Annotated in this window: 31 protein-coding genes and 1 riboswitch; of the genes, 8 read left to right on the top strand and 23 right to left on the bottom strand. The window is 67.1% G+C overall.

Features of this window, described 5'->3' with window-relative positions; genetic code table 11:
• Nucleotides 1-185 precede the first annotated feature (185 nt).
• Nucleotides 186-1,037: a formyltetrahydrofolate deformylase gene (gene purU / locus ATCM_RS06710; protein WP_132863602.1), complete on the top strand. Its 852-nt coding sequence runs from the start codon at nt 186-188 to the stop codon at nt 1,035-1,037.
• A 158-nt stretch (nt 1,038-1,195) separates the two neighbouring features.
• On the opposite strand, the gene ATCM_RS06705 is transcribed toward purU, so the two are convergent.
• The 5 genes from ATCM_RS06705 to ATCM_RS19325 all read right to left on the bottom strand — a co-directional run bounded on the left by ATCM_RS06705 (nt 1,196) and on the right by ATCM_RS19325 (nt 8,253).
• The gene (locus ATCM_RS06705) at nt 1,196-1,819 is read right to left on the bottom strand and encodes a nicotinamidase (protein ID WP_132863601.1); all 624 of its coding nucleotides are present in this window, start codon (nt 1,817-1,819) and stop codon (nt 1,196-1,198) included.
• 222 nt (nt 1,820-2,041) lie between these two features.
• Nucleotides 2,042-4,327: a 5-methyltetrahydropteroyltriglutamate--homocysteine S-methyltransferase gene (gene metE, locus ATCM_RS06700; RefSeq protein ID WP_132863599.1), complete on the bottom strand. Its 2,286-nt coding sequence runs from the start codon at nt 4,325-4,327 to the stop codon at nt 2,042-2,044.
• A gap of 205 nt (nt 4,328-4,532) precedes the next feature.
• Nucleotides 4,533-4,767, bottom strand: a riboswitch (cobalamin riboswitch).
• Nucleotides 4,768-4,887: 120 nt separating this feature from the next.
• Complete coding sequence (locus ATCM_RS06695) at nt 4,888-5,220, bottom strand: SMR family transporter (RefSeq protein ID WP_132863597.1); 333 nt, start codon at nt 5,218-5,220, stop codon at nt 4,888-4,890.
• A 206-nt stretch (nt 5,221-5,426) separates the two neighbouring features.
• Complete coding sequence (locus ATCM_RS06690; protein WP_165931136.1) at nt 5,427-6,233, bottom strand: YadA-like family protein; 807 nt, start codon at nt 6,231-6,233, stop codon at nt 5,427-5,429.
• Nucleotides 6,127-8,253 carry an ESPR-type extended signal peptide-containing protein gene (locus ATCM_RS19325; RefSeq protein WP_132863594.1) on the bottom strand — a complete coding sequence of 709 codons (2,127 nt, stop codon included), beginning with the start codon at nt 8,251-8,253 and terminating at the stop codon, nt 6,127-6,129. The genes ATCM_RS06690 and ATCM_RS19325 overlap by 107 nt, the downstream gene beginning before the upstream one ends.
• Nucleotides 8,254-8,810: 557 nt before the next feature.
• Here ATCM_RS19325 and ATCM_RS06680 point away from each other — a divergent pair.
• The 4 genes from ATCM_RS06680 to ATCM_RS06665 all read left to right on the top strand — a co-directional run bounded on the left by ATCM_RS06680 (nt 8,811) and on the right by ATCM_RS06665 (nt 14,600).
• The gene (locus ATCM_RS06680) at nt 8,811-10,193 is read left to right on the top strand and encodes a tetratricopeptide repeat protein (protein WP_132863593.1); all 1,383 of its coding nucleotides are present in this window, start codon (nt 8,811-8,813) and stop codon (nt 10,191-10,193) included.
• Nucleotides 10,194-10,203: 10 nt separating this feature from the next.
• Entirely contained in the window at nt 10,204-11,994 is a 1,791-nt protein-coding gene (locus ATCM_RS19235; RefSeq protein ID WP_132863591.1) for a FecR domain-containing protein, read from the top strand.
• A gap of 77 nt (nt 11,995-12,071) precedes the next feature.
• On the top strand, nt 12,072-14,216 hold the full coding sequence (locus ATCM_RS06670) for an adenylate/guanylate cyclase domain-containing protein (RefSeq protein WP_132863590.1): 2,145 nt from the start codon (nt 12,072-12,074) through the stop codon (nt 14,214-14,216).
• A gap of 36 nt (nt 14,217-14,252) precedes the next feature.
• Nucleotides 14,253-14,600, top strand: coding sequence for a DUF3307 domain-containing protein (locus ATCM_RS06665; protein WP_132863588.1), 348 nt, complete (start codon nt 14,253-14,255; stop codon nt 14,598-14,600).
• Between the two features lie 8 nt (nt 14,601-14,608).
• Here ATCM_RS06665 and ATCM_RS06660 read toward each other — a convergent pair whose 3' ends face one another.
• The 18 genes from ATCM_RS06660 to ATCM_RS06575 all read right to left on the bottom strand — a co-directional run bounded on the left by ATCM_RS06660 (nt 14,609) and on the right by ATCM_RS06575 (nt 24,513).
• The gene (locus ATCM_RS06660; protein WP_165931135.1) at nt 14,609-16,441 is read right to left on the bottom strand and encodes a cyclic nucleotide-binding and patatin-like phospholipase domain-containing protein; all 1,833 of its coding nucleotides are present in this window, start codon (nt 16,439-16,441) and stop codon (nt 14,609-14,611) included.
• A gap of 419 nt (nt 16,442-16,860) precedes the next feature.
• Nucleotides 16,861-17,079 carry a hypothetical protein gene (locus ATCM_RS06655; RefSeq protein ID WP_132863586.1) on the bottom strand — a complete coding sequence of 73 codons (219 nt, stop codon included), beginning with the start codon at nt 17,077-17,079 and terminating at the stop codon, nt 16,861-16,863.
• Nucleotides 17,066-17,278 (bottom strand): hypothetical protein, encoded by a 213-nt coding sequence (locus tag ATCM_RS06650; protein WP_132863584.1) that lies wholly within the window; start codon nt 17,276-17,278, stop codon nt 17,066-17,068. The genes ATCM_RS06655 and ATCM_RS06650 overlap by 14 nt, the downstream gene beginning before the upstream one ends.
• Nucleotides 17,275-17,481 (bottom strand): hypothetical protein, encoded by a 207-nt coding sequence (locus ATCM_RS06645; RefSeq protein WP_132863583.1) that lies wholly within the window; start codon nt 17,479-17,481, stop codon nt 17,275-17,277. The genes ATCM_RS06650 and ATCM_RS06645 overlap by 4 nt, the downstream gene beginning before the upstream one ends.
• Nucleotides 17,481-17,741 carry a hypothetical protein gene (locus ATCM_RS06640; protein WP_132863582.1) on the bottom strand — a complete coding sequence of 87 codons (261 nt, stop codon included), beginning with the start codon at nt 17,739-17,741 and terminating at the stop codon, nt 17,481-17,483. Before ATCM_RS06640 ends, ATCM_RS06645 begins: the two co-directional genes overlap by 1 nt.
• Complete coding sequence (locus ATCM_RS06635; RefSeq protein ID WP_132863580.1) at nt 17,734-17,922, bottom strand: hypothetical protein; 189 nt, start codon at nt 17,920-17,922, stop codon at nt 17,734-17,736. The genes ATCM_RS06640 and ATCM_RS06635 overlap by 8 nt, the downstream gene beginning before the upstream one ends.
• On the bottom strand, nt 17,922-18,344 hold the full coding sequence (locus tag ATCM_RS06630; RefSeq protein WP_132863579.1) for a Lar family restriction alleviation protein: 423 nt from the start codon (nt 18,342-18,344) through the stop codon (nt 17,922-17,924). The genes ATCM_RS06635 and ATCM_RS06630 overlap by 1 nt, the downstream gene beginning before the upstream one ends.
• Nucleotides 18,337-18,525: a hypothetical protein gene (locus tag ATCM_RS06625; RefSeq protein ID WP_207911785.1), complete on the bottom strand. Its 189-nt coding sequence runs from the start codon at nt 18,523-18,525 to the stop codon at nt 18,337-18,339. The genes ATCM_RS06630 and ATCM_RS06625 overlap by 8 nt, the downstream gene beginning before the upstream one ends.
• A gap of 243 nt (nt 18,526-18,768) precedes the next feature.
• Entirely contained in the window at nt 18,769-20,001 is a 1,233-nt protein-coding gene (locus ATCM_RS06620) for a hypothetical protein (protein WP_132863575.1), read from the bottom strand.
• The gene (locus ATCM_RS06615) at nt 19,998-20,291 is read right to left on the bottom strand and encodes a helix-turn-helix domain-containing protein (protein ID WP_132863573.1); all 294 of its coding nucleotides are present in this window, start codon (nt 20,289-20,291) and stop codon (nt 19,998-20,000) included. The genes ATCM_RS06620 and ATCM_RS06615 overlap by 4 nt, the downstream gene beginning before the upstream one ends.
• Before the next feature lie 7 nt (nt 20,292-20,298).
• On the bottom strand, nt 20,299-21,393 hold the full coding sequence (locus ATCM_RS06610; RefSeq protein WP_132863571.1) for a hypothetical protein: 1,095 nt from the start codon (nt 21,391-21,393) through the stop codon (nt 20,299-20,301).
• Nucleotides 21,393-22,097, bottom strand: a complete 705-nt coding sequence (locus tag ATCM_RS19230) for a hypothetical protein (RefSeq protein ID WP_207911784.1) — start codon at nt 22,095-22,097, stop codon at nt 21,393-21,395. The genes ATCM_RS06610 and ATCM_RS19230 overlap by 1 nt, the downstream gene beginning before the upstream one ends.
• 28 nt (nt 22,098-22,125) lie before the next feature.
• The gene (locus ATCM_RS06600) at nt 22,126-22,587 is read right to left on the bottom strand and encodes a hypothetical protein (RefSeq protein WP_243693969.1); all 462 of its coding nucleotides are present in this window, start codon (nt 22,585-22,587) and stop codon (nt 22,126-22,128) included.
• Nucleotides 22,584-22,907 (bottom strand): Arc family DNA-binding protein, encoded by a 324-nt coding sequence (locus ATCM_RS06595; RefSeq protein WP_207911783.1) that lies wholly within the window; start codon nt 22,905-22,907, stop codon nt 22,584-22,586. Before ATCM_RS06595 ends, ATCM_RS06600 begins: the two co-directional genes overlap by 4 nt.
• Complete coding sequence (locus ATCM_RS06590) at nt 22,904-23,311, bottom strand: hypothetical protein (RefSeq protein ID WP_132863564.1); 408 nt, start codon at nt 23,309-23,311, stop codon at nt 22,904-22,906. Before ATCM_RS06590 ends, ATCM_RS06595 begins: the two co-directional genes overlap by 4 nt.
• On the bottom strand, nt 23,308-23,586 hold the full coding sequence (locus ATCM_RS06585; protein ID WP_132863562.1) for a hypothetical protein: 279 nt from the start codon (nt 23,584-23,586) through the stop codon (nt 23,308-23,310). Before ATCM_RS06585 ends, ATCM_RS06590 begins: the two co-directional genes overlap by 4 nt.
• Nucleotides 23,587-23,729: 143 nt before the next feature.
• Entirely contained in the window at nt 23,730-23,966 is a 237-nt protein-coding gene (locus ATCM_RS06580) for a hypothetical protein (RefSeq protein WP_243693968.1), read from the bottom strand.
• Between the two features lie 34 nt (nt 23,967-24,000).
• On the bottom strand, nt 24,001-24,513 hold the full coding sequence (locus ATCM_RS06575) for a helix-turn-helix transcriptional regulator (protein WP_132863560.1): 513 nt from the start codon (nt 24,511-24,513) through the stop codon (nt 24,001-24,003).
• Between the two features lie 71 nt (nt 24,514-24,584).
• Here ATCM_RS06575 and ATCM_RS06570 point away from each other — a divergent pair, with 71 nt between their 5' ends.
• From ATCM_RS06570 to ATCM_RS06560, 3 genes are all read left to right on the top strand, one after another.
• On the top strand, nt 24,585-25,010 hold the full coding sequence (locus tag ATCM_RS06570; protein ID WP_132863558.1) for a hypothetical protein: 426 nt from the start codon (nt 24,585-24,587) through the stop codon (nt 25,008-25,010).
• 75 nt (nt 25,011-25,085) lie between these two features.
• Nucleotides 25,086-25,556 (top strand): phage regulatory CII family protein, encoded by a 471-nt coding sequence (locus ATCM_RS06565; protein ID WP_132863557.1) that lies wholly within the window; start codon nt 25,086-25,088, stop codon nt 25,554-25,556.
• On the top strand, nt 25,556-25,927 hold the full coding sequence (locus tag ATCM_RS06560) for a hypothetical protein (protein ID WP_207911782.1): 372 nt from the start codon (nt 25,556-25,558) through the stop codon (nt 25,925-25,927). Before ATCM_RS06565 ends, ATCM_RS06560 begins: the two co-directional genes overlap by 1 nt.
• The last annotated feature ends 80 nt before the right edge of the window (nt 25,928-26,007 follow it).

The raw sequence follows: 26,007 nt of genomic DNA, 5'->3' as shown, positions 1-26,007 counted from the left end.
GTATTTCTTTATAAAGCGCCAAGCCCGAGCCATCTAGCTGGCCGTGGCGGGGCCGGCCAGACTGGCGGGTTAGCGTTCGTCGACGGTTCCGCTGCCGGTGGCGGCGACCGTGTCAGCTGCAACCGGTTTTGCCGGGCTGCTGCCGGAGCGGTTACCTTGCGCGGTCCCCCGCCGTGTTGCTGGCCATGCGCCCTGATTTCATCCTGACCCTGTCCTGCCCGGATCGCACCGGCATCGTCTACCGCGTGTCCGGCCTGCTGTTCGAGGCGGGTTGCAACATCCTGGATGCGCAGCAGTTCGGTGACGAGGAAAGTGGCCGGTTCTTCCTGCGCGTGCACTTCGACATGAGCAATGCCGGCGATGCGCCGTCCGTGCGTGTACGCCTGCAGGCGCTGGGGGAGGCGTTCGCGATGCAGTGGGAACTGCATGATGCCCGTCGTCGTGCGCGCTTGCTGGTGCTGGTCAGCAAGCAGGGCCATTGCCTCAACGACCTGCTGTTCCGCACCCACAGCCGCCAGTTGAAGGTGGACATCGCCGCGGTGGCTTCCAACCACGCCGACTTCGCCGGCCTGGCCGGTTCCTACGGGGTGCCGTTCCATCATCTGCCGGTCAGCGCGGACAACCGCGCGCAGCAGGAGCAGCAGATCATCGATCTGGTCGACCGCGAGCGCATCGATCTGGTGGTGCTGGCGCGCTACATGCAGATCCTGTCGCCGCGCCTGTGCCAGGCGCTGGCCGGGCGGGCGATCAACATCCACCACAGCTTCCTGCCCAGCTTCAAGGGCGCCCAGCCGTACCACCAGGCGCATGCGCGCGGGGTCAAGATCATCGGCGCCACCGCGCACTACGTGACCTCCGACCTGGACGAAGGCCCGATCATCGAGCAGGACGTGGCGCGCGTGGACCATGCGATGACGCCGCGTGACCTGGTGCAGCTGGGCAGCGATACCGAATCGCTGGTACTGGCGCGCGCGGTGCGGCGTCACGTGGAGCACCGCATCCTGCTCAACGGGCACCGCACGGTGGTGTTCCGCTGATCTGCTCTCCCCTTCGCGTAGCGAAGCGGATGACGGGGAGAGGGAGCTTTGTCGTGCACCCTCCCTTTCGCGCAGCGAAGGGGAGGGCTGGGGGAGGGGGGTTGCACGTTGGCGGGAAGGCGGCCCGGCTTCGCGGCCAAGGCTGCTCCTGCAGAGGCTTATCCCACTACTTCAATCCCGCCTTCGACCAACGCGATCCGCGTGGCCGCGTCGTTGGCCGAGGACACCGGCCGGGTCAGTTCCCACAGGAAACGTACGCGGAAGCCGCTGATCGCCGCGTCCTGCGCGCTCCACAGCACGCAGTAGTCACGCGCCAGGCCACAGACATGGACCTCGGTGATGCCGCGCTCGTGCAGCCAGCCGGCCAGCCCGGTCGCCGGGCGGCCGCCGCGTGGGCCATGGTTCTCGCGGAAGGCGCTGTACGAATCCACCTGCTGGTCGGTGCCCTTGCGCAGGATCAGGTCGGCCACGTCCCAGCCCACGCGCGGGTCCAGCGCCGCCCCTGGGCTGCCCTGCACGCAATGGTCCGGCCACAGCGTCTGCGCGTGGCCATGCAGGTCGATCACCTCGAACGGCGCACGCCCGGCATGCTGGCTGGCGAAGGAAACGTGGTCGGCCGGGTGCCAGTCCTGGGTGGCGACCACCGTGCGGTAGTGGCGCGACGCCAGCAGCGCGGCGATCCCGGGAACGATGGCATCGCCCTGCTGGCAGGGCAGGGCACCGCCGGGCATGAAATCGGGCTGCAGGTCCACCACCAGCAACGCTACATCGGCTGCGTACATCGACTGTTTCCTGACGCGGGAGTGGCGACAGTCTAAGCGGTGGGGCATGGCAGGGCATGGCCGGGGAATTCCTGCCCGGCGCGGTGGTGGGATGCGGTGGCGCAACGAGGTGGACTTTCCGGGGCGAAAGCCCCCCTCCCCAACCCTCCCCTTCGCTACGCGGAAGGGAGGGGGAGGATGCAGCAACTGCGGTGATCTACCGGAGCACGGCGCACTGCAGCCCTACGCGGCCACTTCCCCACGCAGCGTGCGTGCGGCACCCACCATCGCTTCCAGCGCGGCCCGGGTCTCCGGCCAGCCGCGGGTCTTCAGGCCGCAGTCCGGGTTCACCCACAACTTGCCCGGGGGCAGCACGTCGCTGGCCTTGCGCAGCAGTTCCACCATCTCGGCGCTATCGGGCACGCGCGGGGAATGGATGTCGTACACGCCCGGGCCGATCTGGTTGGGGTAGTCGAAACGCGCGAACGCATCCAGCAGTTCCATGCGCGAGCGCGAGGTCTCGATCGAGATCACGTCCGCGTCCAGGGCGGCCACCGCTTCGATGATGTCGTTGAACTGCGCGTAGCACATGTGGGTGTGGATCTGGGTGGCATCGGCCACGCCGCTGGCGCTGATGCGGAAGGCACGCACCGCCCAGTCCAGGTAGTCCTGCCATTGCGCGCGCCGCAGCGGCAGGCCTTCGCGCAGGGCCGGCTCGTCGATCTGGATGGCACGGATGCCGGCCGCCTCCAGGTCATTCACCTCATCGCGCAGCGCCAGCGCGATCTGCGTGCAGGTATCGGCGCGCGACTGGTCATCACGCACGAACGACCACTGCAGCACCGTCACCGGCCCGGTCAACATGCCCTTCATCGGCTTGTCGGTGAGCGATTGCGCGTACCGCGACCAGCGCACCGTCATCGGCGCCGGCCGGCTGACGTCGCCGAAGATCACCGGCGGTTTCACGCAGCGCGAGCCGTAGCTCTGCACCCAGCCATTGCCGGTGAAGGCGAAGCCATCGAGCTGTTCGCCGAAGTACTCGACCATGTCGTTGCGCTCGAACTCGCCGTGCACCAGCACGTCCAGGCCGATCTGTTCCTGCACGCGCACGCAATGCGCGGTCTGCTCGGCCAGGAAGGCATCGTAGTCGGCATCGGAGAGCTTGCCGGACTTGTTCCGCGCGCGGGCCAGGCGCACGTCCTGGGTCTGCGGGAACGAGCCGATGGTGGTGGTCGGGAACGCGGGCAGGCGCAGTGCCTGTGCCTGCTGCAGCTGGCGCTGTACGTGCGGTGTGGCGCGGGCGGCATCGGTGGCGGTCAGCGCGGCTACGCGTGCCTTCACCGCCGCGTTGTGCACACGTGGCGAGCGGCGGCGCGATTCGATGGCCGCACGTGCCTGGTCCAGCGCCACCTCCGCCGAGGCCTTGCCGTCCAGGGCATCGGCCAGCACGCGCAGTTCCTGCAGCTTCTGCCGCGAGAACGCCAGCCAACTGCGCAGCTCGGCATCGAGCTTCTTCTCCTGGCCAAGGTCCACCGGGCAATGCAGCAGCGAGCACGAGGGTGCCAGCCACAGCGTGTCCGGTCCACGATGGCCCAGGGCGTAACGCGCCAGGATCAGCGCATTGTCCAGCGCGGCGCGCCAGATGTTGCGGCCGTTGACCAGCCCTAGCGACAGGATGCGCGTGGCCGGCAGGGCACGCAGCACGGCGTCGAGCTGCTCCGGCGCACGCACCAGGTCCACGTGCAGGCCATCGACGGGCAGCGACGTGGCCAGCGCGAGGTTGTCATCCAGCGCACCGAAGTAGGTGGCCAGCAGCAGCTGTGGGCGCGGCACATCGGCCAGATAACGGTAGGCGCGCTCGAAGGCCGCGCGGGCAGTGTCGTCCAGGTCCTGCACCAGTACCGGTTCATCCAGCTGCACCCATGCCGCACCGGCGTCCTTCAGTTGGGCCAGCAGTTGCGCGTACACCGGCAGCAGGCGATCAAGCAGGGCCAGCGTATCGCTGCCATCGGTGGCCTTGGACAGCCGCAGGAAGCTCACCGGGCCCAGCAGCACCGGGCGGGTCTCGATGCCCAGTGCCCGGGCTTCGCGGTACTCGCTCAACGGCTTGTCGGCATGCAGCGTGAAGGCCTGGTCCCGGGTGAGTTCGGGCACCAGGTAGTGGTAGTTGGTGTCGAACCACTTGGTCATCTCCAGCGCGTGCAGGTCCACGCCGTCGCGCTGCAGGCCGCGTGCCATGGCGAAGTAGCCGTCCAGCGGCGCGCGCTGCGCCAGTGCCCGGTAACGCTGCGGGATGGCATCGAACAGCACCGCGGTGTCGAGCACCTGGTCGTACAGGCTGAAGTCGTTGCTCGGCGGTACGTCGACGCCGGCATCGCGTTGCAGCCGCCAGTGGCGGGTACGTAGTTCGGCGGCGGTCGCCTGCAGTTGGGCGGCATCGGTCTCGCCGCGCCAATAGCTTTCCAGCGCGTGCTTGAGTTCGCGGCGCGCGCCGATCCGGGGGAACCCCAGGTTGGTAACGATAGTCATGTCAGTGTCCTCATTGCATTGGGCATTGAGGAACGAAGGAACCGCGCATCGTGCGCGGCCTTGCAGCCACGTCCGCCACGCCAGCGACCTTCGCCCCCGCGGGCGAACCGGATTCATGGCGGGGACACGGCGGACCGGCCCGCGGCGAGGCAGGGCATCGGTACCGGCCGCCTCCCCGCGGAGGCTCCAGGTCGAATCGAGGGACGGCAGGTCCCCCGGCCAAGGCCGGTATTCGGGCTGATGGACACGGGCACCGGGGTGCCCACCTACTGGCCGTCGCTTCCCGGGGATGAACCCAGTGCTGGATGACGGCGGTTGTTTCCATTCACCGCTGCGGGGCAGCTCCGGAATGGCGGCACGAAGCCGCTTCACCGGATTCCCGTTTAAATTCATCCCTTCATACGGATAAAGGGATAAATACCTGAGGCGCGCACAAAATAGGCCGGACCGCGCGCGCGGTCAAGCGATGGCTTCCATGGAAGGCGGCGGCTGCCGGAAGCGCGCCACGCACGGGTGTCCGCCCCGCCCCCGGCCGCAAGCGTTGCCGTGCCGGGCAGCATTCAGTGTGCGGTGGAGTGCGAGAACACGTTGATCACCACCACGCCGGCGCAGATCAACCCGATGCCGATCAGCGCCGGCAGGTCCAGTTTCTGCTTGAACACGAACAGGCCAATCAGCGAGATCAGCACGATCCCCACCCCGGACCAGATGGCATAGGCGATGCCGGTGGGCACGGTCTTCATCACCATCGACAGCAACCAGAAGCACACCCCATAGCCAAACAGTGCACCCAGCGTGGGCCAGAGCCGGGTCATGCCATCGGAGGCCTTGAGCAGGGAGGTGGCAGCCACTTCCAGCGCGATGGCGCAGGCGAGCAGGGCATAGGCGTTCATGGCGATGGCCGGCTGGGGGAGGAAGCGGATTCTATCCGGTCGCGGAAAGCGCGCTTCCGTGCCGGCGGCGCAGAGTGATGCCCACGTTGGAGCACAACGTGGAAAGGTCCACGGGAAAGGCCCACCGCAGTGGCGTGAACGGGACCTGCAGAAAGCAGAATGCCCAGGGGATTGCCCTGGGCATCTGCTGGCGCAAGTGCGGGATATCAGTCGCCGAGGACGCCGCTGACACCCACGTACATGCCGGACCCATGGCCGTTCTTGGAGAAGCCGCCTTCCAGGCTCCAACGGCCGCTGTCAGCGGTGTAGCGGCTGCTGATGCCAACCGCGCCCTGCGACTTGTAGCCCGCCGCACCCACCGCGTAGGTCATCTTGCCGGGCACGTAGGGGGCCTGACGTGCCGCCATGGCGCTGGCGATGCCCGCATGCATGCTGCGTTCCAGGTCATTGATGCGATACGCCAGGCTGACGTTGCTGATCTGGTTGTTGCGGTTCATCGTCCAGTCGTACAGCTGGGCACCATTGACGGCATCGGTGCTGTCGGCACTGACGCGGCCCCGGGCGACATTGGACATGGTCACCGGCGAGCCCTGCTGGCCGAGCGAGACGCGCGAGTAGTCGGTGCTGCCGTCCGCGTTCTGGTCATAGCGCACCGTCTGCTTGAGCTGGGCGACGTTCACCGCGTCGGTGTCCTGGGTACCGGCAGCGACGTTGGTCACCTGGCGTTCCTGACCCGCAGCGCCGACGGAGACCGCATTGTCGCGGTCAGCGATCGAGCCATTGCCCAGCGCCACGCTGTTGGTCCCGGAGGCGACCGCAGCGTCGCCGATGGCCAGCGCGCCTTCGCCCGAGGCCAGGGCAATCTGCGAGTTGCCTTCGCCGACGTTGCTCGAGATCAGGCCGCTGTCACCGAAGTTGGCGTCGGAGAGGGTGGACTCCAGCTGAGTGAAGCGCCCTTCCAGCTGGTCGACGGTGTTGCCGATGCCATCGAGGCGATCGTTGATGCCGGCCATGTTGCCGCTCACATCGCCCAGGCCGTTCTTCAGGTCGCTGATGTCGCTGGCGTTCTGCGAGGTGCGCTGGTCGATATCGGTCAACGCATCGCCGACGTTGTTGACGGTCCTGCCGCCGACGGTATAGCTCGGTGCAGAGATGCTGCCATCGACGCCCACCGTGGCACCACCGCCCAGGTGGGCTGCCATGGACTGGCATGGTGGCATGCAGCTGCGCGCCGTTGACCGCCTGCCGGCTGGTGGCGTGGACGGCGCCGGCGGCGATGCCGTCCAGCGTCCGCGCGCCCTGGGTGCCGGCGAAGTTGACGGTTGCGCCGCCCTTGTCGGCCGCAACGGTGATGTCACCAGTGGCGGCATCCTGCTTCACCAGGCCAACGGCGCCGTCCTTGATCTGCTGGTCGAGGTCGTTGATCTTCGTGCTGCTGTCGGCAACACGGTCATCGATGTGGGCAATCGCCTCGCCCAGGTTGGTGGCCGTGTGGGTCGTACCGTCGGCGTTGGTCACGCTGTAGCTGGGGCCGGTGATGGAGCCATCGGCATTCACCGTGGCACCGCCACCCAAGCCGGCCGCGATGGCCTGCAGCTGGGCGACGTTGACGGCATCCAGCGACTGGCCGCCGGCCTTGATACCGGTGAGGGTGCGTGCGCCGTCGGTGCTGGCGAAGTTCACCAGCGTGCCGGCCTTGTCGATGGCCACACCGATGGCCAGCGAGTCGGCATCCTGCTTGACCAAGCCGACGGTACCGTTGTTGAGATTGGTGGTGAGCGCATCGATGGCGGTCGCGTTGGATACCGTGCGGCCATCGATATGGGTGATCGCGTCGCTGAGGCTGCCCACCGGTTGGCCGCCCACCGTCAGGCTGGGTGCACTGAATGTGCCGGTATCGGCGTTATAGGCCGCCCCGCCGCCGATTGCGGTGGCAATGCCGGCAGCGGTTGCGTTGGACTTGTTGGCCTCTGCCTGCAGCTGGCTGACGTTGACGGCATCACTGCCTTCCGCACCGGCGGCGACATTGGTGAGGCGGCGCTTCTGGGCAGCCGAGCCGACCGAGACTTCCCCCGCTGCAATCGCGCCAGCCAAGCTGGCGCCCGACTGGGACGTATACGCAGTCGCGCCAAGATTGGCGGTGGTGGTGCTGCCGCTTCCCAGCGCGACGCTGCCCTCGTGCGTGGCACTGGCGTTGGCGCCGATGGCGATGGCGTTCTTGACGGTCACGCTGGCTGCGCGGCCCATGGCAATGGCGTCGTTGCCGGTGGCGTTGGCCGACGTGCCCAAGGCGATCGAATCGGTGCCCGTTGCACGCGTCTGATTGGTGATGTTCTGTTTGGTATCGGTGGCGTCCTCGCCCCCGGTCAACGCCGAGCCGAGCGCGATGGCGCGGGCACCACTGGCAGTGGATGACGTGCCGATAGCCGTGGCATCGGCGCCGGTGGCGGTGGCGTTGGTGCCGAAGGCGGCGGCGCGGGCAGCATTGGCCACGGAGAATGTTCCGAATGAGATCGCCTGGGTTCCGCTTGCATAGGCCGCTGTGCCGTGCGCGATGCTGTTGCGGCCCAGCGCATTGGCGTACGTGCCCGTGGCGAGAGCGCCAACGCTGGAAGCGACGGAGCGGCTGCCAAGTGCCATAGTGCCAAAGTTTCTTGCTTCTGCCATATCACCAAGTGCGACGCTGCTGGCATTCGGTGAACTGCTCGAGATGTTAAGCCCCAAGCCATCCACACGGCGATTTCCGAATGTGCCTATGACCCACGCAGTGGCTTCAGCCTTCGCGTAGTAGCCGATGGCGGTATTGCTGGCGCTGGCGGCGGTTGCGCTGGATCCCGTGCCAAGCTTGGTGGCGTCTGCATATGCCGTAGATGTCGCCAGCAGTGATATGAGGACAGCGGTAAGTGCATTGAGGGAGGAACGCTGAGCTCTTCCTGGTTTTGAAGCAATTTTTCCCTTTCCGGAGGCCAGTTCACTGGCTACCATGAAAGCGCCAAGCGTCGAGTTCCACACAAGCTTGTAGATGAGGTTCATGAGGTTTTATTCCTGATTTTCCGCAGGATGGGTGCCCTTGCCTGCGTCTGCGAATGAGTGCCGTCGTCGGCACTTGCCAGTACGGGTCGTAGGTGTCGCGCGCAGGATGTTTCCGATGTCTTGCGGCTTGATGCGCAAGATAGAGAGCAGAACAGATGCCCTGAATAGGCCAAGTCCTAAAGCGGTCACGCTGACGTCGGACTCGGGAGAGATGTGCTTTTCCCAGCACTAAACCGCCTTCATTGCTTCGTGCACAGGGCATCGGTTGCAGAGACTGCGTCCCAACGGATATCCGCGGTGTGTGTTGCCTGCCGGGTGCGGCGGCCCTGCGCGCCGTTGCATGTTGGTGCAGGGAAGGCTCGTCCGCAGGGTCAGGCTTCGGCCGCGATGACCACATTGGTTTGATTGCAACGAACGCGTCCAGGCAAGACGGCGTTCTTACGGTAGCTGCGTAGAGTGGCCGCCGGCTGCAGCCATGGCGGTCTGCGCAGGGGCAGGAGAGCGACGTGGACAGGGCAACGTGCAAGCGAAAGTGGCGTCGCCAGACGAAGGGGGGGATGCAGCCGCGCCGGGGAGACGCGCGCTTCATGCTGCTGGTGGCCCTGTTGTGCCCGTGGATGGCAACGAACGTGCTGGCACAGCACCGTGCTTACAACGTGCCGGCCAGCCTGCCCGCGACCGAGGTGCCGCAGCGGGAAGCCGAACGCCGGCAACTGTTCCAGCAGGTGCTGGACAACCCGGCCGACCTGGAGGCCGGGTTTGCCTATGCGGTGCTGTCCACGCGCCTGGGCGACTACGAAGCCGCCATCGCCACCTATGAGCGCATGCTGATCGAGCGGCCGGGTACGCCGCGGCTGCAGCTGGAACTGGCCGCGCTGTACTTCCGCCTGGGGGCCTATCCGCGCGCGCGCCAGCTGTTCGAGAAGGTGCAGGCGTTGCCGGAAACGCCGGATGCGGTGCAGCGCCGGATCCGCGGCTACATGGCGGTGATCGACGGCGAGCAGAAGCGCGAAGGTGGCTTCTCCGGTCGGGTCAGCCTCGGCGCACGGGTGGAAAGCAATGCCAACGGTGCGCCGGACCGGCATGCGATCAGCCTCAACGGCCTGGACTTCGAGCTCAGCCCGGACTCGCGCGCGGCCGGTGATGCCAGCGGCCAATTCGGCCTGCAACTGCGCTACCGGCTGCCACTGTCGGCGCAGGGCGACGTGTTCGACACACGCCTTGCCACGGCCTCCAACCGCTATCGCGACCTGCATGGGTTGGACAGCGACGTGGCCGAGCTGCAGGTCGGGCCGGAGATCTCGCTCAACCGCTGGGGCATGCGCAACGGCCGCGTGGCCATTGCCGCATTGCTCGGCCAGACCTGGCTGGATGATGCGCGCTACATGCATGCCGCCGGCCTGGCGCTGGGGTTCCGCAGGCCGGTCGGGCGTGAGGCTGCCATCGCCGCGAATCTGGACTGGCGCGACGAGCGTTATACCCCGGCCCCGGCGATGGCCAGTGCGCGCGGTTACTCCGGCGATCGCTACCGCGCCAGCTTCACTTACAGCCGGCAGCTGGATGACGACTGGCAACTGCTGCTGAGTCCCGGCGTGGAGCGGCGCGAAGCGGCCGTGGACGCCAACAGCCATTGGGAGCCGCGCTTCAACACCGCGGTGAACTACCGCTTCCCGGCGCTGCTGGGCAGCCGTAGCCAGCCATGGTTGTTGGCGGTGAGCGCGCAGCTGGCGCGACGCCGGAACGATGCGCCACTGCGTGCGGTTGACCGGCAGGCCAGCCAGCGCGGCAACGACCTGGTGCTGCAGGCCATGCAGACGATCCCGCTGCGCCGTGGCACCGACCTGCAGGTGTATGCCGGCTATCGCCGGGTGAGCTCGAACTACGACCTGCGCGATTACCGCAATCGCTTCGCGGGCGTTTCGCTGGTTCAGGCGTTCTGAGGACATGGGCATGCGTACTTCCTTTCCCCTGGTAGTGGCGATTGGCCTGGCGCTTGGTGCGTCGGCGGTGGCGCAGGCCGAGAAAGTGGGCGTGGCCGCGGCAGTCGCGCCCGATGCGCGCAGCCGCTCCGGCAACGCGCCGCTGCAGGTGGTGCGGCTGGGGGACAACGTGGTGCGCGACCAGCGTTTCCAGACCGATGCGAAGGGCGTGGTGCAGGTGCTGCTGGTGGACGGTTCCAGCTTCACCATCGGGCCGCGCTCGTCGCTGGTGATCGACCACTTCGTGTACGACCCCGACAAGGGCACGGCCCGCCTGGCCGGCAGCATGTCGCGCGGGCTCATGCGCTTCATCGGCGGTGCCGCTTCCAAGAGCGCCGATGGCGTGACGGTGAAGACGCCGGTTGGCGTGGCGGGCATCCGTGGCGGCATCCTCGGGCTGTGCGTGGATGACGCGCCGGCCGGCTGTGCCGGCAGCGCCCGCGGCGATTTCGAGTTCGGTATCGGTGCCACGTTCGCACCCAACCAGGGCACGCCGGTCGCGTTGCACCAGCCGGGGGCCTCGTTCGCATCCAACGGCATGGGCGCCACGCTGCTTCCGGTGATGGGCGTGCCTGTGGACCCGGCGGCTGCGCTGCCGGCGGCACCGGCGGGCAGCCAGCCCACGGGCGGGCTGGACGCACAACCCAATCACATGGCCGGCTTCAGCGGCGGCCCGATGGCACCGGAGCTGGGTGTGCCGGGGGTCGATCCGCTGCTGGCACTGCTTGTACTGCCCACCGCTGCACCGGCCACCAGCGTGGGCCAGTCCCTGATCGAGACAGGCATCGAACAGCGGCCGCCGGTGGATCCCGTAGATCCCGTAGATCCGGTGGATCCTGTAGATCCGGTGGATCCTGTGGATCCCGTGGATCCAGTAGATCCGGTAGATCCGGTAGATCCCGTGGATCCCGTAGATCCCGTAGATCCCGTAGATCCCGTGGATCCCGTGGATCCCGTAGATCCCGTGGATCCGGTAGATCCGGTAGATCCCGCCCCAACCCGAACCTTCTCCGGCAGCCTGCAGGGCTTTGCCGGCGGCCTCGGTGGCGGCTCGCCGTTGCAGCCGGGCAGCGCCGAATTCCAGTTCGACCCGGATGGCGGCACGGTGACAGCGCGCATCGCCCCGCGGACCTGGGAAGGGGCGGCGTTCACCGGCAGCGGTGATTACCTGCACGACCTGAGCTATGGGGTGACCACCGGCGAGGGTGACGCGCAGGTGGTCGGTGACAGCAACGCCCTGTGTGATTGCGACTACCTGAGCTGGGGGCAGTGGTCGGCGGACGTGGCGGCCAATGGCACCACCTACTCGGCCCAGGACGGCTACTGGATCATCGGCCAGCTCACGCCGCTGGCCGAACTGCCGACCGATGTCATCGCCAGCTATGCGGGCACCGCGATCGGCAGCGTGTCGGACAACGGCGTCGTCACCACCGGCGTGAAAGGCGACTTCACCGCCACGGTGGATTTCGGCAGCGGCACCGGCAGCCTGCAGATCGCCAACTTCGATGGGCGCAGCTTCGGCGACAACGCACTCAACCTGGACCAGCTCATGTCCGGCATGCCGGACGGGGCGTTCAGCGGCTCGCTCGGCATGGATGCCAACAGCGGCTTCTATGGCGAGTATTCGGCCGGTTTCGCCAGTGACGGCACCGATCCGGCGGCGGCGATGCTGGGCACGTTCTGGGGCAGCGATGGCAGCTGGTCGGCCAGCGGCGTCTTCGCCGGTGACAAGACCGGCGATGCGCCGCCCAACGGCCTTTGAGGTCGCCCGTCCTGGCCACGCGCCCGCACTCTGGTGAACACCCACGCCGATTCCGGCTGCTGCTGGCCGGCGTGGCCATGCTGCTGCTCGCGTTGACGCTGGACATCACCTTCCGCGACGGCTTCTCGCGCCTGGCCGACCTGGTCTTCGACGCGTTCCAGCGCGCCGCTCCCCGGGCGGCCACTGCCGACCCGGGCGTGGTGGTGGTCGACATCGACGAAGCCTCGCTGCAACGCATCGGCCAATGGCCATGGCCGCGTGACCGCATCGGCCAGGCGGTGGATGTGCTCGGTGGCATGGGCGCGGCCGCCATCGCCTTCGACATGGTATTCACCGAGCCGGACCGCACCTCGCTCGGCCCGCAGCTGCAACGGCTGCGGGCGCAGGGCATCGAAGTGCAGGTTCCGGTCGGTGCGGTACTGGACAACGACGCGTTGTTCGCCGCGTCCATCGCACGCAATCCGGTGGTGATGGGCGTGGCGCTGTCCGACGAAGGCGGGCGCACGCTGCTGCCGCCGGTGGCAGGCCTGTCGTTTGCCGGCAGTGACCCGCGTGATTACCTGGACGCCACACGCGGTGGCTTGTCGAACCTGCCGGCGCTGACCGACGCGGCCAGCGGTATCGGCAGCTTCTCGTTCCCGCCGGCGCGCGACAACATCATCCGCACCTTGCCGCTGGCCGCGGTCGCGGCCGGCCAGGTGTACCCGGGCCTCGGCGTGGAGGCCCTGCGCGTCGCCCAGGGCGCATCGGGGCTGACGCTGCGCTCCAGCGACGCGAGCGGGGAGGTGGGGGCTGGCCCGGTGGCGATGACGTCGGTGCGGGTCGGGGTGCTGGAGCTTCCGGTCATGGCCGATGGCCGCTTCCGCGTGCATTTCTCCGGCATGCCGCACATGACCGTGATCCCGGCCTGGCAGCTGTTGCAGGACGATGGCGCCGCACTGGCCGACAAGGTCGAGGGCCGCATCGTGTTGATCGGCACCTCGGCGATCGGCCTGCGCGACATCGTCGCCACGCCGCGCGTCGCGGCCGAACCGGGTGTCAACGTGCATGCCGAGCTGATCGACCAGGCGTTGAACCAGCAGTTCCTGCAACGCCCGGACTGGGCACGCGGTGCCGAGGTGCTGGCGGCGGTGGTCGCTACGCTGCTGTTGCTCGCGGTGCTGCGCCTGGGACGGCCGGTGCTGTCGTCGCTGGCACTGCTGGTGCTGGTGGGCGGCGTGTTCGGCTGCGCGTGGTGGGCCTACCGCAGCCACGCGATGCTGCTCGATCCGCTGCCTGGCCTGCTATGCCTGCTGGTGGTGTTCCTGACCATGATGCCGGCGTTGTTGTTCCTGGGTAACCGCGAGAAACGCTTCGTGCGCACCGCGTTCGCACGCTACCTGTCGCCGGCCCTGGTCGAGCGCCTGTCACAGGATGCGCAGGCGTTGCAGCTCGGCGGCCAGACCCGGCAGATCACGGTGCTGTTCTCCGACATCCGCGGCTTCACCACGTTGTCGGAGCAGCTCAGCCCCGACGCGCTCACCGCGCTGCTCAACCACTACCTCACGCCGATGACCGATGTACTGCTGGCGCACGAGGCCACCATCGACAAGTACATCGGCGACGCCATCATGGCGTTCTGGAACGCCCCGATGGATATCGCCGACCATCCGCGCAAGGCCTGTCTGGCCGCCCTGGGCATGGCCGATGCGGTGGCCGCACTCAACCGGACCCGCGCCAGCGCGCTCCGCATCGGTGTCGGCCTGCATTGTGGCGATGCCTGCGTCGGCAACCTGGGCTCGCAGCAGCGCTTCTCGTATTCGGCCATCGGCGACACGGTCAACCTGGCCTCGCGCGTGGAAGGCCTGACCAAGTTCTACGGCGTCACCGTGCTGGTGACCGAGGCGGTGCGCGCGCAGGCCGCGGACCTGGCCTTCGTCGAGGTCGACCGCGTGCGCGTGGTGGGGCGCGGCGAGCCGGTGGTGCTGCATGCGCTGCTGGGCGATGCCCGCCACGCGGTCGACGCTGCCTTCCTGGCGCTGGCCCGGCACCACGCGGCCATGTTGGCCAGCTACCGGCAGGGGGATTTCCAGCAGGCGCGGGTGCTGCTGCAGGCCCTGGGCGACACGCCGGCGGCGCGGCCGTTGCAGGCCCTGCACGCGCTGTACGCGCAACGCATCGAGCACCTGCTGGACCAACCACCCGAGGGGTGGGATGGCATCTTCACGGCCACCTCCAAGTAGTGCCAGACTCCACCTTCAGCCCGAGGCAGGTTGCCAATGGATTCCCACGCACTGCTGCAGACCTTGACCCTGTTGATCGTCGGCCACGCATTGGCCGACTACCCGCTGCAAGGCGAGTTCCTGGCCAAGGCCAAGAACCGTTTCGCGCCGGTCCCCGGTGTGCCGTGGTACCAGGCACTGGGTGCGCATGCGGTGATCCACGGCGGCGCGGTCGGCGTGATCACCGGCAGCATCGTGCTGGGCGTGCTGGAAGCGCTGAGCCACATGCTGATCGATGACCTGAAATGCGGCCATCGCATCAGCTACAACGTCGACCAGTTGCTGCACGTGGTGTGCAAGTTCGCCTGGTTGGGGCTGCTGGCCTGGGGGCCCGCGCTGCCCTGAGCGCGCCCTTACTCCTCCAGCGCCGGTACCGTTTCGCCGCGCTGCCAGGCGCGCAGGCCAGCCAGCCCATCGATGCGGTCCAGCAATCGGCGCGTGTATTCGTAGCCGGCCTGCTCCTGCGCACGGCCCAGCTTGAAGTTCAGCAGGCCCATGCCCGGCACCGTCGGCGGCTTGAGCAGCAGGTCGTTGCCACGCCCGGCACCGCGCAGCATGCGCCCGGAGGTGATCTGCATCGAGCGCGCGGCCACCACGCCGATGCGCGGGAAGTCATCGCCCTTGCGTCGGCCGGTCAGCAGCTGCCAGGCCAACGACAGCCGCGAGGGCACCTGCGCGTAGGCGCTGCTGACGCGCCACTCGTCGTCGGAGGACAGCATCGAGATCAGGTTGGGGCCGCTCTTGATCGCGCGCATCACCGACACCGGCACGTTGTTCATCACCCCGCCGTCGACCAGGACGTGGCCCTGCGCGCTGATCCACGGCGGCAGCGCGACGGGGATGGCGGTGGAGATGCGCAGTGCATCGCGGGTCAGGCCGTGGCGCACCACCTCCAACTCGTTGGTGGACAGGTTGGCACCCACCGCGAAGCAGTTGATCGGCAGGTCTTCCAGCCGTGAGTCGCCCAGCTGGTCGTGCATGCAGGCATCCAGGTGACGGTGGTCGAGCAGGCTGTACCAGGGCAGGGTGAAGCGGCCCAGCGCCTTGCGCTGCAGGAAGAACTGGTCGTAGTCGGCCATCATCCGCGCGGCATCGTCACCGGCGGCATAGGCGCGCGCGACCACCGAGCCGATCGAAGTGCCGCCGATGATGTCCAGTTCCACGCCGGCTTCGCTCAGCGCCCGCAACGTACCGATGTGGCCGGCCCCCAGCGCGCCGCCACCGCCAAGGACCGCGCCCAGCGCATGGCCGCTGAGCAGGCGCGCGACGCGGCCGAGGTGCGCGGGGCTGTCCAGGGCGACATGGTGGTGCAGGTGCAGCGGGCGCTGCTGCAGCCAATGTGCGGTGCCGGCGATGGGCTCGCTGGCCTGTTCGCGCCACAGCAGCAGGCCGACCTGGCGCGGGCGGAATAGCGGCAACGCATAGGCTTCCAGCGTACCCAACGACACGATGCCCTGGTGGGCCTCGTCCAGCCGGCCGCACAGCAGCAGCTGGTCGCAGTGGCGCAATGCCACGCGGTCCCAGCCGGCATGGCCGTCACCGGCGACCAGCAGCAGCTTGCCGCCGTCCGACTCCTGCAGGCCCAGCCAGCGCGACAGCTGCTGCTCGTCGGCGGTCTCCAGCCCGGCGGGCACGTCATGCGCGCGCAGCACGGTCACCCGTGGCACGTTGTCGCGCAGCGCCTGCAGCAACTGCGCGACCAGGGCTTCGGGTACCGGTGCGCCACCGGCCGGGCACAGGCCGATCGCATCGGCGGTGCGTGGGGCCAGGGTTGCGGCGGCCGAGGTGGTCGCCGCCAGCCGCCGTCCCAGCGTGCGCAGGATGGACTGGGTGAAGTCCGGCTGCGCCGCGGACAGCCGGTCGAAGCTCTCGCGGCTGAGTTCCAGCACCTCCGAGTCGCGGCTGGCCACCACGTCGGCGGTGCGGGTCAGCCCGCCGAAGAAGGCGATCTCGCCGACCGGTTCGCCCGCGCCGATCTCGGCCACCAGGTGGCGGCCGTCCAGCAGCACCTCGAAGCGGCCCCGCACCACGTAGTACACGTGGTCAGCCGTATCGCCCTGCCGCACCAGGTGGTCGCCCTTGCGCAGCGCCAGCCGACGCATCTGCGCCAGGATGCTGTCGCGCTGGGCCTCGGACAGGCCAGCCAGCAGCTCGGAGCGGGGAACAGGGGAAGCATCGGCGGACACGGCGGGGCTCATGCGACAAGGGCGGGATCAGACAGCGGAGGTTGTCCGCATGCCACTGTGCCCCGCCAACGTAAGAGCGGATGGCCCCGGCCGTCCCGCCACCTGAACGGATCGGCCGGTGCCCACGCCGCCGCCGGCTGGGGGCCGTGTAACCTATGCACCCCTCTTTGCGACGGCGGCCGGTGCGCGTTCCCAGCCGGCCAGCCCGCACGCCGGCGGCACCGCCGCCGCGCCAGACCACGACGTGATTCCCCGATGGCCGTAACCGAGCAAGCCGAAAACCCGTCCCCCGCGCCGTCCGTCCGTGACACGCAGCGCTATGTCGCCTCGCTGCGCCTGTCCGTCGCGCCGATGATGGATGGGATTGATTCTTCGAATAATCAATAACATAGGGTGGTGCTGGTGCAGTGGTGGTACGGCTAGGCGTTCGAGCGCCGCAATGTATCCCACCAGTCCGCCACGTCGCGCGTGTCCAGAATTCCGTTTAGGGGGCGCGGTGCATCGCCTCGCGCGATCCAGTTGTGCAAGGTCTTCATGGTGATCTTTGGCAGGAACTCATCGCGGAATTTCTCCACGGTCATCGTCGCTCCGTACTGTCCGTAGAGCAGCCAAAAGGTTGAGTGTTCAGCGGCCCCCATGGGCGTCTCCTTGCTCGCATTGATCTGCCAGGGCGTCCAGTCGGGCGGCCTCGGCCAGGTAATAGTTCACCCGTTCCTCTCGTACTGAGGGCGGGAAGTTGTAAGCGACGCGCGCTGCATCGGCGGCCTCGCGGTTTTTCTCTGCCATCCAGCGGGCTTTGAACCCGAATGCGTCCCCCTGGTCGGTCGTGGCATTCATTGCCTCGTGCTGGCCTGTCTATCCGGAAGCGCGAACAGGCGCTGCAGCAGTGCTTGATGCTGAGACCGGGTGAGGTCGAGCGTGCTTTCGCACCCAACCGCTCGCACGTGCGCGCGGTAGGCCTCTTCATCCAGCCCCTTCTGTCCGTGAGCCAACTGGCGCAGAGCCCTCACGAGGGCCTTACTGATGCGGAACTCGTCCATCACGCGCGCTCCTGCTCGGGCCATGCCGCGGCGTGCTCGGGAAGCACCCAAAGCACCACATCGGAGTAATCGTCTCCGTCGTCGCAGTGGAACTTCTTGAACCATCGCTTCAGCACGCGCCCCTGCTTGTGGGCGGAGGCGAGGAGAGAGCCGGCGCTCTTGGAGCCAATGCCGGTTGCAACGCACACCTCCGACGTGGTTGCCGGACCGTCGAGCAGGACAGCCAAGCACCTGTCGGTCCGGCCTGGTTCGTCACGCATCGCTCGCCTCCTGCGCGCTGTCCGCCTTCCTGCGTTCGTGTTCCTTGCCGGCTTGATATGCGAAGCGGCACGCCTGCATCAGTGCGTCCTTCACGGTTGGGTGCAAGCGAGCAGCCAAGTCTGGATTGACTGCCCAGAAGTCCTTCTTCCATTGCTCAAAGGCAATATCAACGACGGCCATCACTTCACCCCCTGCGGGCGGGCGGCGGCTGGCATCGCCGGATGCGGCGTCCAGTGCGTGTGATAGCCGGGCCAGTCGCTATCGCCGGGGGCGCCGATCCATGCCGGCTCACCCATCCATGCGCTCCGCTCGGAATCCCACGCCCACCACACGCCCGGGCCGTGATCCTCGTGACACTCGTCCAGCGGCCTTGCCTCCGGCGCGGCGCGCAGGGCGGCGCGACGGTTCCAAGCGGCCATTGCCGATTCCTTGCTGGTCCCGGACACACTGGCATTGCAATCGCTATCGGGGCACGTCACCAACCAAACTGGCGTTTGCGGCGCGACAAACCCGTCATTCTGGTAGGCACCATCTTCTTCGGCCATCGCGTAGCCGCAGAACGGGCACGGCAGCAACTCCCTGGCGCGCTGCTGGTCATCCATTGCGAGCCTCCGTGTCAGTGGTGATGGCCTTGATCGACGCGACGCCTACGATGCGGATGCGCTCCTCCTTGAACACTCGACGCAGCTTCCCGAGGGCTTCCTCGGACGCCTGCTTGTAGACCTGCGATAGCTCGCAGCCAGTGCCCCACGACCCGGCGGGCACTTCGACGGTGACCTGCACTAGGGCGGTCGTACTCGTGCGGATAGTCGGCTTACTCATCCGACACCCCCGCGCCGTGGCTGGTGGGCTGTTTGTTGCGTTGTGCATGTGGACGCGGATCAGTCCATCCGTGTTCCATCGCAATTGCCACAATGCCCTCCGCCTTCTGGATCGTCGTAACGTCTGCACCTTGGCGCGCTAGATCGGACGCCAACCTGTCAGCGCGTCGTGCAATGTCGCGGAAGCCCGCGTGCGTCCAGCCGCTCACGCCCCCACCTCGGCGCTGGCGGCCTGCATTGCGGCTTCGAGATCGCGTCGCGCTGAATTCCTGCGTGCCATCACGGACTCGTAGATGTCACGATTCGGCCCGGCCGTCTCCCAGCTATCCAGCTCGTCCTGCACATCCAGATAGTCGCTGAGCGCTTCACGCAGGTCCGCATCGCTGCCGCCCTTGGGGCTGGCCTGCAACTCGCGCAGCACAGTGCGCAGCATGTCGGTGCCGGTTTCGCTACCGTCCGTCTCGTAGCCGAGCACGTGCTGGTACAGGTCGGCCGCTGCGTCCTCCATCGCATCAGCGTAGGTGATGGCATCGGCCAGGCCGCCGGGGAACCGGCCGTCCTGCACGTCGTCGCCCTTTGGGCTGGCGTCGATCAGGGCGAACGGGCGAACGTAGAACGCGGCAGGGCCGTCCTCGGTGTCTTGGATGCAGACCAGCCGCCAGTGCTCACCAACCGGCGGCGCGGGCTGCCACTGTGCCAGCCAGGCGCAGTAGTCCGGGTCTTCGTCGTCATCTTCCGGGTACTCGCCGAACACGGCTTCCAGCTCGAAACCCTGAGCCTTCACCAGCGGCGAGACGCCGCGCTCCTCATCTTCGCCCTTCGGCCACGACGGCAGGTCAGGGTGAGCGACGTGGTAGGCGTCCACGCCATCCAGCTTGGGCATCAACTCCGGGGCGTACAGGCCGCGCCACGGGTCGGCTGGGTCGATCCCCGGCGCTGCGGGGGTGCTCGCACGGAGCGCGGCACCGAGCTGCACGTTTGCAAGCTGGGCCTGCGATGCGAACGGCCCGATATTGCGCTGGTACTTTGCATACAACTCGGCTAGCACGTCGGCTGCGAAGCGTGCGGCGCTGTGCAGATCAACCGGCGCTGCGGCGACGGGGGCGGCGTCACCCACCACCAGCGTGCGGTAGAGGGATCGCCCGTTGACCCCATGCACGGCCTCAAATGCCTTACCGTTTTCGTAGTCGCGCTTTTCACACTTGCACCAGCCGCCGTTGACGTTGTGCACCTGATATTCGATGACCGCCTCCTGCGCTGCGGCGGGCTGCATCGCGCGCTGCTGCACGTCCGTGATGTACGCCAGGACGGTGCGCAGGCTCGCCTTGTGGCTGGTCTTGATGTCGTCGCTGCTCAGCAGCTTGTCGAGCAGATTGACGGCGCCGGTCATCGCCGGGATCGCGCGCTGCGCGCGGTCATCTGAGGTCTTGTCGTTCACGCGCTGGGCTCCTTGCGGCTTGGGCGGTGGCTGTACCGGGCGCGGCCCGGCATCTGGGGGATGAGCAGCTTCTGGGCGCTCGGGGCGCTGTAGCGGGCCACGCGGCAGGGCTTCCCCTGCCGGTTGCGCACTACGATCTCCGTTGAGTGGATGACGTGGCCGGCGCTGCGGAGGTCATGCACGCGAGCGCTGGCCCTGGCGATGCCAAGCTCGGACTGGATCTCCATCGCGGTCATCGGCTTCCGGTAGAGCGCCTGCAGGAGCGCATCGTTCTGGGCTGCGTCGGTCATGGTCGCCTCAGATGTTCATCTGGCCGATCAGGTGCGCCGTGGACTCGGCGTCGCCCTGGTCTTCGTAGAGCATCCAACTCGCCATACCCTTGCCCTTCTGGGGCGCATGCAGCGCGATCACGTTGCTGTCCACCGCCATCAGGGCCGAGATCAGCCGGCGGGGGTCCAGTGCTGCCCGGAAGTCGGGGCCTGCGGTGAGGACTGCTTCGCTGATGACCTCGCGGTTCTCCTCGGCGCGGTCGGCCAAGTACAGCTCTCCGCCGACCATCGCCAGGATCATCACGGGCAGGCCCTTAGCCTTGGACTCGCCCAGGATCGAGGCGAAGGGCAGGAAGCGTTTGACCGCGGCCAGCAGCACATCGCGCTTGATGGCGCTGTGCACGGCGCAATAGGACGCTCCCTTGGCGATGGCTCGGATGTCCGTGGCCTTGGCTCCCAGAAGCCGGACGCTGAGCTGCTGTTCGCCCGCAGTGACCCGCAGTACCCCGGCAACATCATGATTCACGTTACCGATCTCGATCACCGCGCCCTCCTGCAGCATGGGCACGACGCGCGGCACCTGGCCGTCCGGGATCGTGATCGACGGGCCGGTGTAGCCGATGTCGGCGTAGGACAGGGAGATGCCGTCGCTGCCCCAAACGAGGCCACCATGGATGTGGAGGCCGCGGACGTTCGTGTACATCGTGTCGTCGTCGGCGGCATAGCCGGCGGACTTGATCGCGGCGGCGAGAATGACCGGATCGATGTCCACGCGCTGCCATGCTTCCTCGCGCTCCGCAGGCCATGCGCTCACGTCGGAGGCGGGAACCCTGAAGTTGCTGCGCCCGCGCGACACGCGGCCGTCGTCGCGAAGCACCACATCGCCAGGAGCTGCGGCAATGGGGCGCAGTAGGGCAACGCGCAGCAGGGCCTCGCCGGGCGTGTGGACCTTGCAGGGCAGCGTGTGCCGCATGTAGGTCGCCGAGTCGGTGGTTTCCAGAATCAGCGATTCACCCTCGGCGCGCACGAGGGCGTGCGTGAGGGTGGGGTGTGGGGTGTTGGTGGGCGCTACGCTGGTCTTCAGCGCGGCGGCCAGAGCGGTGGAATCAATGGTTGCGTGCATTACGCGGCTTCCTCAGAGCTGAAGAACGTCTGCTGTTGGGGCGCGGCCAGCCGTTCGTTGTAGGAGTCAACGACGGTCTGTGCCCATACGGGGGTTCGGCCGTTCAAGTACTGGCTCGGCACGTCGGGGTAGTCGTCGTCCGGCGCGGCGGAAAACAGGGTGTCTCCGTTCAAGTCCAGAACGAGGCGGGTATCGATGTACGAGTCGTCGTCGTCCTGATCAAACTCGCTGCCGTAAGCGAAGGCCTGGAGCCGGCCGCCGATCCAGATCCCGAACTGCAGGTCGTACTCATGCCAGCGGCCATTGACCATGGCGCCGCCGCGCATCCTTCCCTTGCTCAGCAACTCCATGGCATCAGCCAGTTCGAAGTCACCAGCCAGCGCCCTGCGCATCGCTTCGCGCTGCATGGCGTTGAGGCTGGTAATGGTCCCGCGGTCTACGGGGACTTCCCGGGCCTGGCGAGCCTCCGGCAGCGGGACGACGGGAGCCCTGGCCGTCTCAGCGGCCGGCAGGGCCACGCCCTGCATGCGGCACCACTCGCTGAGCGCGTCCTCGAACTGCTCATGCCGACCGGTATGGCTGCACTTGCATTCGATGTTGTGCCCGCCGCCCGAGATCGCGCGGCGCTTGTCGTGGATGTGGTTGGCCTGATGCCCCAGGGCGCAGCGCGGCAGAGGGGATTCGTGCGAAATCATGCATTGCATGTCGATCTCCTTGGATAGCCGGGGCGCGTCAGGGCGCGCGGCTGACGAAAGCGAGGTCATAGATGACGCAGTGCGCCCGGGCGTCCGCCTTGGAGAGGGGGACCACGGCATCAGCCCGGGCGCATGCGAGGGGAACGGAGTAGGAGCCGCTGGTGACTGCATCCACGGCGTCGAGCGCTTCTTGCCACCTGCGCGCAGAGAAGCGATCGGTCAGCGCTACGGCGACGCCCGCCGAGCAATCGGGCACGCGGCCAGCGCCGCGGAAGCCGTTGAGCGCGGTTCCCGCGATAGTGGCGCGCAGGCCCCAATCGTCATGGTCCGCCAGCTCGTAGACCGCGAGCGCGGCGCAGATGCGCGGGCTGGAGATCACCAGGTCAGCGGGGACGGTCACGTCGCCGGCGGTCCGGGTTTCGGGCGCCGGTGCCGGAATTGTGGGAGCGGCGCAGCCGCCCAGGGCGAGCAGCAGGGAGGCGAGGAGGGCGCGGATCACTGCGCGTTCTCCAGTGATTTCTCCAGGAGAAGCACGATCAAGGAGTTCATCGAACGCCGTCCTTCTGCAGCACGGTAGGTGAGTTGATCGTGGAGATCCCGCGTCGCTCGGAGCTTGATCTGCACGAGCTCGTCTCGGTTCGGGATGTCCATCCGCTCAAGACCTGCAATCGATTCGATTAGCCGGTGGACAATTTCGGAGTTCATCGAGCGGCCGTTCATCACTGCTTGCTGCTTCAGATGCGCGCGCATGCCATCGGGCAGCCGAACCATGAAGGCGTCGCGGCTCCGACCGCCCATACTTTCTGCCTTGCCGCTCATGCGGCACCGCCGTGGATCTGGTTGCCAACCCATTCGCGCATGCGTCCCCAGCGAGCCTCGGGCGTCTCGGCGTTCCAAGAGGCCTCGTCGTTCATGAAGACGATTTCGGCAACCATCGCTGGAGCAATCCCGAAGGCTTGTGCGACCGCATCGCGGTCGGTGGGGTCAAGAGCGCCCAGCTCAATGCCGCGCTTGGCGCCAATAACGCCGAGAGTGCAATGGCATCCATCAACCGTTTGCAGCTCGTCGGCGATCAGTTTCTTGATCGGCATTGCGTCGAGAGCGTCACGCAACTCGATCAAGAACTCCTGGCCCCGCTTACCCCGCAGTGCCGCGCTTACGGCTCCGCGCCAGCAGATCAGGCTCCAGCTCTCGCAGTCGTCGCTGTACCCGGAGCGGCTCATGCAGCACCTCCAATGCGAGCGCCGGGCAGGCGCACGCGGCCGGCGAGGTGGGCCATGCGGAACCTGTGGAGGGGCCGGGCACCGTTGGCGGTGAACCAGCCGAGCACGTCACCGTGGAGGCGGGTTGGCTTAAAGAGGGGGCATGCCCCGATGGATTCGAGCAGGAACGCCGGGGTGTCGCCGCTGGGGTGGTTGCGCTCGAAGTCGCCCCACATCTTGAAGGCCGAGCGTGCGGCGCGGTATCTGGTTTGCCAGGACTGGCGGGCGGTAGCCATTGACCGAATCTCCAGCCCCTTCCCGGATGGGTGTGTCGCGGGGCGTTGACCGAGTAAACCATCGGTTACATGTAACGGTCAATCAAAAGTTACTTTCTTGGCGTGCAAAAGCCTGAACGGATGAGAATCCGTTCAGGAATCACCTAGCTGTAGCGATTGCGGAGCAGGCCCGCTTCTTCGAATGTCACGCCGTCCGTGATGCAGTCACGCGCGCGCTCCAGGTCTCGGTGCAATGCGATCAGCGCGTCGTCATCCAGATCCTCGACGCCGCCATGCCCGATGGTCGCCTGGTCCACCAAGAGCTGAAAACCAAACTGCCGGTATGCCTTGGTCAGGCTACGGATCATCCTGATATGACTCTGCCGCACGATGTCGTCCATGCGGCCAACGACTCCACACTCTGCGGCAGCCCCCTCAGCCGGCTGCGCGGCGGCGATTCGCTGCAGCAGCTTTTCCAGCAGGTCGTCCTTTTTGCTCATCATCCCCTCTGTTGGAAGTGCGCTTCTCCCGCCACTGGGAGAAGTCCACCAGATTCCTGGAATCCACCGGTCTGTCGTCCTCTGCGATCCATTCATAGGCATCAGCGAACAGGTCGGCGTCATCCCTCAGGGAGAACCGCTTGCCAAGCGCCCCGAAGGCTCGTTCCAGAAAATCGAGCGTCTCAACGATGATGAGAGGGTCAGGTCTCGAAACATGCGACGCCAGCGGCGGGGCCAACTCACGAGGCCCCTCACCAGTCGTCAGCCAGCGAAGGTTCACACGAAAGTGTCGGGCCCACCCCTCTAGGAACAGGCCGCTCGGCGTCTGGTTGTGGCCCTTCTCGAGCCGCCCGACGTACTGCTTTGACGTGCCAACGATGGCCGCCATCTCGGGTTGGGTAAGTTCGGCGCCCTCTCGGAGCTGCCGCAGTCGGTCGCCGATGCTCATGTAACTAATGATTGACGGTTGGGAGTAACTTTGGGTTGACCAGCACGGGTAACCAATGGTTTACTCGCGGCATGAACCCGACCATCGCCGATGCAAAGAAAGCCCTTGGCTTCAGCCGGAACGCGCAGCTGGCGCGGTTCCTGGGTGTTGCCCGGCAGTCCTTCACGGGCCGGAGCGACGACGAGCCGATGCCGGATGGCTGGTGCTGGCGCGCTGCACGCCGTCGGCCTGAGTTGTTCACGCCGAGCACTGCCCCCGCTGATGACCTCGGAACGACCAAGGGGGCGGTGATGCGGCGCTTCTTCCTCACCAACGACACGAGTCTGGCAGTCCTGCTGCAGCTTCCGCGCGAACACGTCGAAGCCCTGGGCGATGGGGACCAGCTTCCAGATTCGCCGCACCTGCGCGCGCTGTTGAGCCAACCGGCTCCGGTGGCTGCTGAGCAGGGCTCCGACGACCCGGATGCAAGCCGCATCGTTCCGGTGGAGAGCGCCTGAGATGAGTTCGATTCCGTTCATGGCGCCCATCGTGCGCGCCGCCCCTTCAGCAAACCACGTTCACGGAGCCCGCCAATGAACATCGCCGATGCCGCCCACAAGACCGTCAAGGAATATCCCGGTGGCGCCGAGGCACTGGCAACAAGGCTGGTGACGTTGAACGACAAGGGCGAGGAAAAGCCGATGTCGGGCGCGGTGCTTCGCAACAAGGTCAACCCGAACAACTCGACGCATCACCTGTCCTTGGCCGAGGCGAGCGAGATCATGGGCTTGACCGGGGACGATCGCATCTTGCACGCCCTGGCGGCTGAGCACGGTTATGTCCTGCGCCGCGCCGACGCGGCTTCCGGCGGCAACGTGGTTTCGGCGCTGCTCACCGTAGCCGCCAAGCAGGGTGAGTTGGCGCAGGCGGTGTCCGACTCCCTGGACGACGGACAGATCACGCCCAACGAATCGCAGGAGATTGCGCGCATCTGTGCATCAATCCAGGCGCATGCGGCGGAACTGGCGGCGCGCGCTGAGAACGCATCAGTGGGTCCGCAGTGATGGCCGAGAAGCCAGCCAGGAAGCCCAAGAAGGGCCGATCCGCCGAGTGGCTGGAAGGTGCACTGAAGCGCTTCAGCGACGAAGACCTGCAAAGCGAGCTGAAGCGCCGGTACATGGCGCAGCCGCACGCGCCGTTCGTGATGCCGGAGCGCAAGCCACAGACCCGCGTGGAGTTCCTGCGGGAGCGCGTGAGGGAGCTGCAAGAGACGTTGGACACGGTGCGCAGTGACCGCGTGCTCGGCGGTCCGGCCTTGGTAATCAAGCGGCACCGAATCCGGTCGTTGGGTGACCTGCTGCGCAAGAACCGCAACTTCCTCGCATTGGCCGAAGCCGACGAGAAGAAAGCCGAGGAGGCGCGCGAGCGCCCCTGATCGAATCCCGCCCCTCTAACCGCCGGGTAGCTCCTGGTGGGACAGCCGAACTCCTGCGCGGTTGAGGGATGCGGGTCTTG

Origin of the sequence: Stenotrophomonas sp. ATCM1_4 (assembly GCF_004348115.1) — a bacterium.
Classification (GTDB): domain Bacteria; phylum Pseudomonadota; class Gammaproteobacteria; order Xanthomonadales; family Xanthomonadaceae; genus Stenotrophomonas; species Stenotrophomonas capsici.
Note: the sequence above shows the minus strand (reverse complement) of the source record. Positions and strands in the feature narration are given on the sequence as shown.

Coding starts and splice junctions, on each gene's coding strand:
- purU (WP_132863602.1), top strand. CDS start 186: ATGCGCCCTGATTTCATCCTGACCCTGTCCTGCCCGGATCGCACCGGC.
- ATCM_RS06705 (WP_132863601.1), bottom strand. CDS start 1,819: ATGTACGCAGCCGATGTAGCGTTGCTGGTGGTGGACCTGCAGCCCGAT.
- metE (WP_132863599.1), bottom strand. CDS start 4,327: ATGACTATCGTTACCAACCTGGGGTTCCCCCGGATCGGCGCGCGCCGC.
- ATCM_RS06695 (WP_132863597.1), bottom strand. CDS start 5,220: ATGAACGCCTATGCCCTGCTCGCCTGCGCCATCGCGCTGGAAGTGGCT.
- ATCM_RS06690 (WP_165931136.1), bottom strand. CDS start 6,233: ATGGCCGGCATCAACGATCGCCTCGATGGCATCGGCAACACCGTCGAC.
- ATCM_RS19325 (WP_132863594.1), bottom strand. CDS start 8,253: ATGAACCTCATCTACAAGCTTGTGTGGAACTCGACGCTTGGCGCTTTC.
- ATCM_RS06680 (WP_132863593.1), top strand. CDS start 8,811: ATGCAGCCGCGCCGGGGAGACGCGCGCTTCATGCTGCTGGTGGCCCTG.
- ATCM_RS19235 (WP_132863591.1), top strand. CDS start 10,204: ATGCGTACTTCCTTTCCCCTGGTAGTGGCGATTGGCCTGGCGCTTGGT.
- ATCM_RS06670 (WP_132863590.1), top strand. CDS start 12,072: ATGCTGCTGCTCGCGTTGACGCTGGACATCACCTTCCGCGACGGCTTC.
- ATCM_RS06665 (WP_132863588.1), top strand. CDS start 14,253: ATGGATTCCCACGCACTGCTGCAGACCTTGACCCTGTTGATCGTCGGC.
- ATCM_RS06655 (WP_132863586.1), bottom strand. CDS start 17,079: ATGGGGGCCGCTGAACACTCAACCTTTTGGCTGCTCTACGGACAGTAC.
- ATCM_RS06650 (WP_132863584.1), bottom strand. CDS start 17,278: ATGAATGCCACGACCGACCAGGGGGACGCATTCGGGTTCAAAGCCCGC.
- ATCM_RS06645 (WP_132863583.1), bottom strand. CDS start 17,481: ATGGACGAGTTCCGCATCAGTAAGGCCCTCGTGAGGGCTCTGCGCCAG.
- ATCM_RS06640 (WP_132863582.1), bottom strand. CDS start 17,741: ATGCGTGACGAACCAGGCCGGACCGACAGGTGCTTGGCTGTCCTGCTC.
- ATCM_RS06635 (WP_132863580.1), bottom strand. CDS start 17,922: ATGGCCGTCGTTGATATTGCCTTTGAGCAATGGAAGAAGGACTTCTGG.
- ATCM_RS06630 (WP_132863579.1), bottom strand. CDS start 18,344: ATGGATGACCAGCAGCGCGCCAGGGAGTTGCTGCCGTGCCCGTTCTGC.
- ATCM_RS06615 (WP_132863573.1), bottom strand. CDS start 20,291: ATGACCGACGCAGCCCAGAACGATGCGCTCCTGCAGGCGCTCTACCGG.
- ATCM_RS06610 (WP_132863571.1), bottom strand. CDS start 21,393: ATGCACGCAACCATTGATTCCACCGCTCTGGCCGCCGCGCTGAAGACC.
- ATCM_RS19230 (WP_207911784.1), bottom strand. CDS start 22,097: ATGCAATGCATGATTTCGCACGAATCCCCTCTGCCGCGCTGCGCCCTG.
- ATCM_RS06595 (WP_207911783.1), bottom strand. CDS start 22,907: ATGAGCGGCAAGGCAGAAAGTATGGGCGGTCGGAGCCGCGACGCCTTC.
- ATCM_RS06590 (WP_132863564.1), bottom strand. CDS start 23,311: ATGAGCCGCTCCGGGTACAGCGACGACTGCGAGAGCTGGAGCCTGATC.
- ATCM_RS06585 (WP_132863562.1), bottom strand. CDS start 23,586: ATGGCTACCGCCCGCCAGTCCTGGCAAACCAGATACCGCGCCGCACGC.
- ATCM_RS06580 (WP_243693968.1), bottom strand. CDS start 23,966: ATGGACGACATCGTGCGGCAGAGTCATATCAGGATGATCCGTAGCCTG.
- ATCM_RS06575 (WP_132863560.1), bottom strand. CDS start 24,513: ATGAGCATCGGCGACCGACTGCGGCAGCTCCGAGAGGGCGCCGAACTT.
- ATCM_RS06570 (WP_132863558.1), top strand. CDS start 24,585: ATGAACCCGACCATCGCCGATGCAAAGAAAGCCCTTGGCTTCAGCCGG.
- ATCM_RS06565 (WP_132863557.1), top strand. CDS start 25,086: ATGAACATCGCCGATGCCGCCCACAAGACCGTCAAGGAATATCCCGGT.
- ATCM_RS06560 (WP_207911782.1), top strand. CDS start 25,556: ATGGCCGAGAAGCCAGCCAGGAAGCCCAAGAAGGGCCGATCCGCCGAG.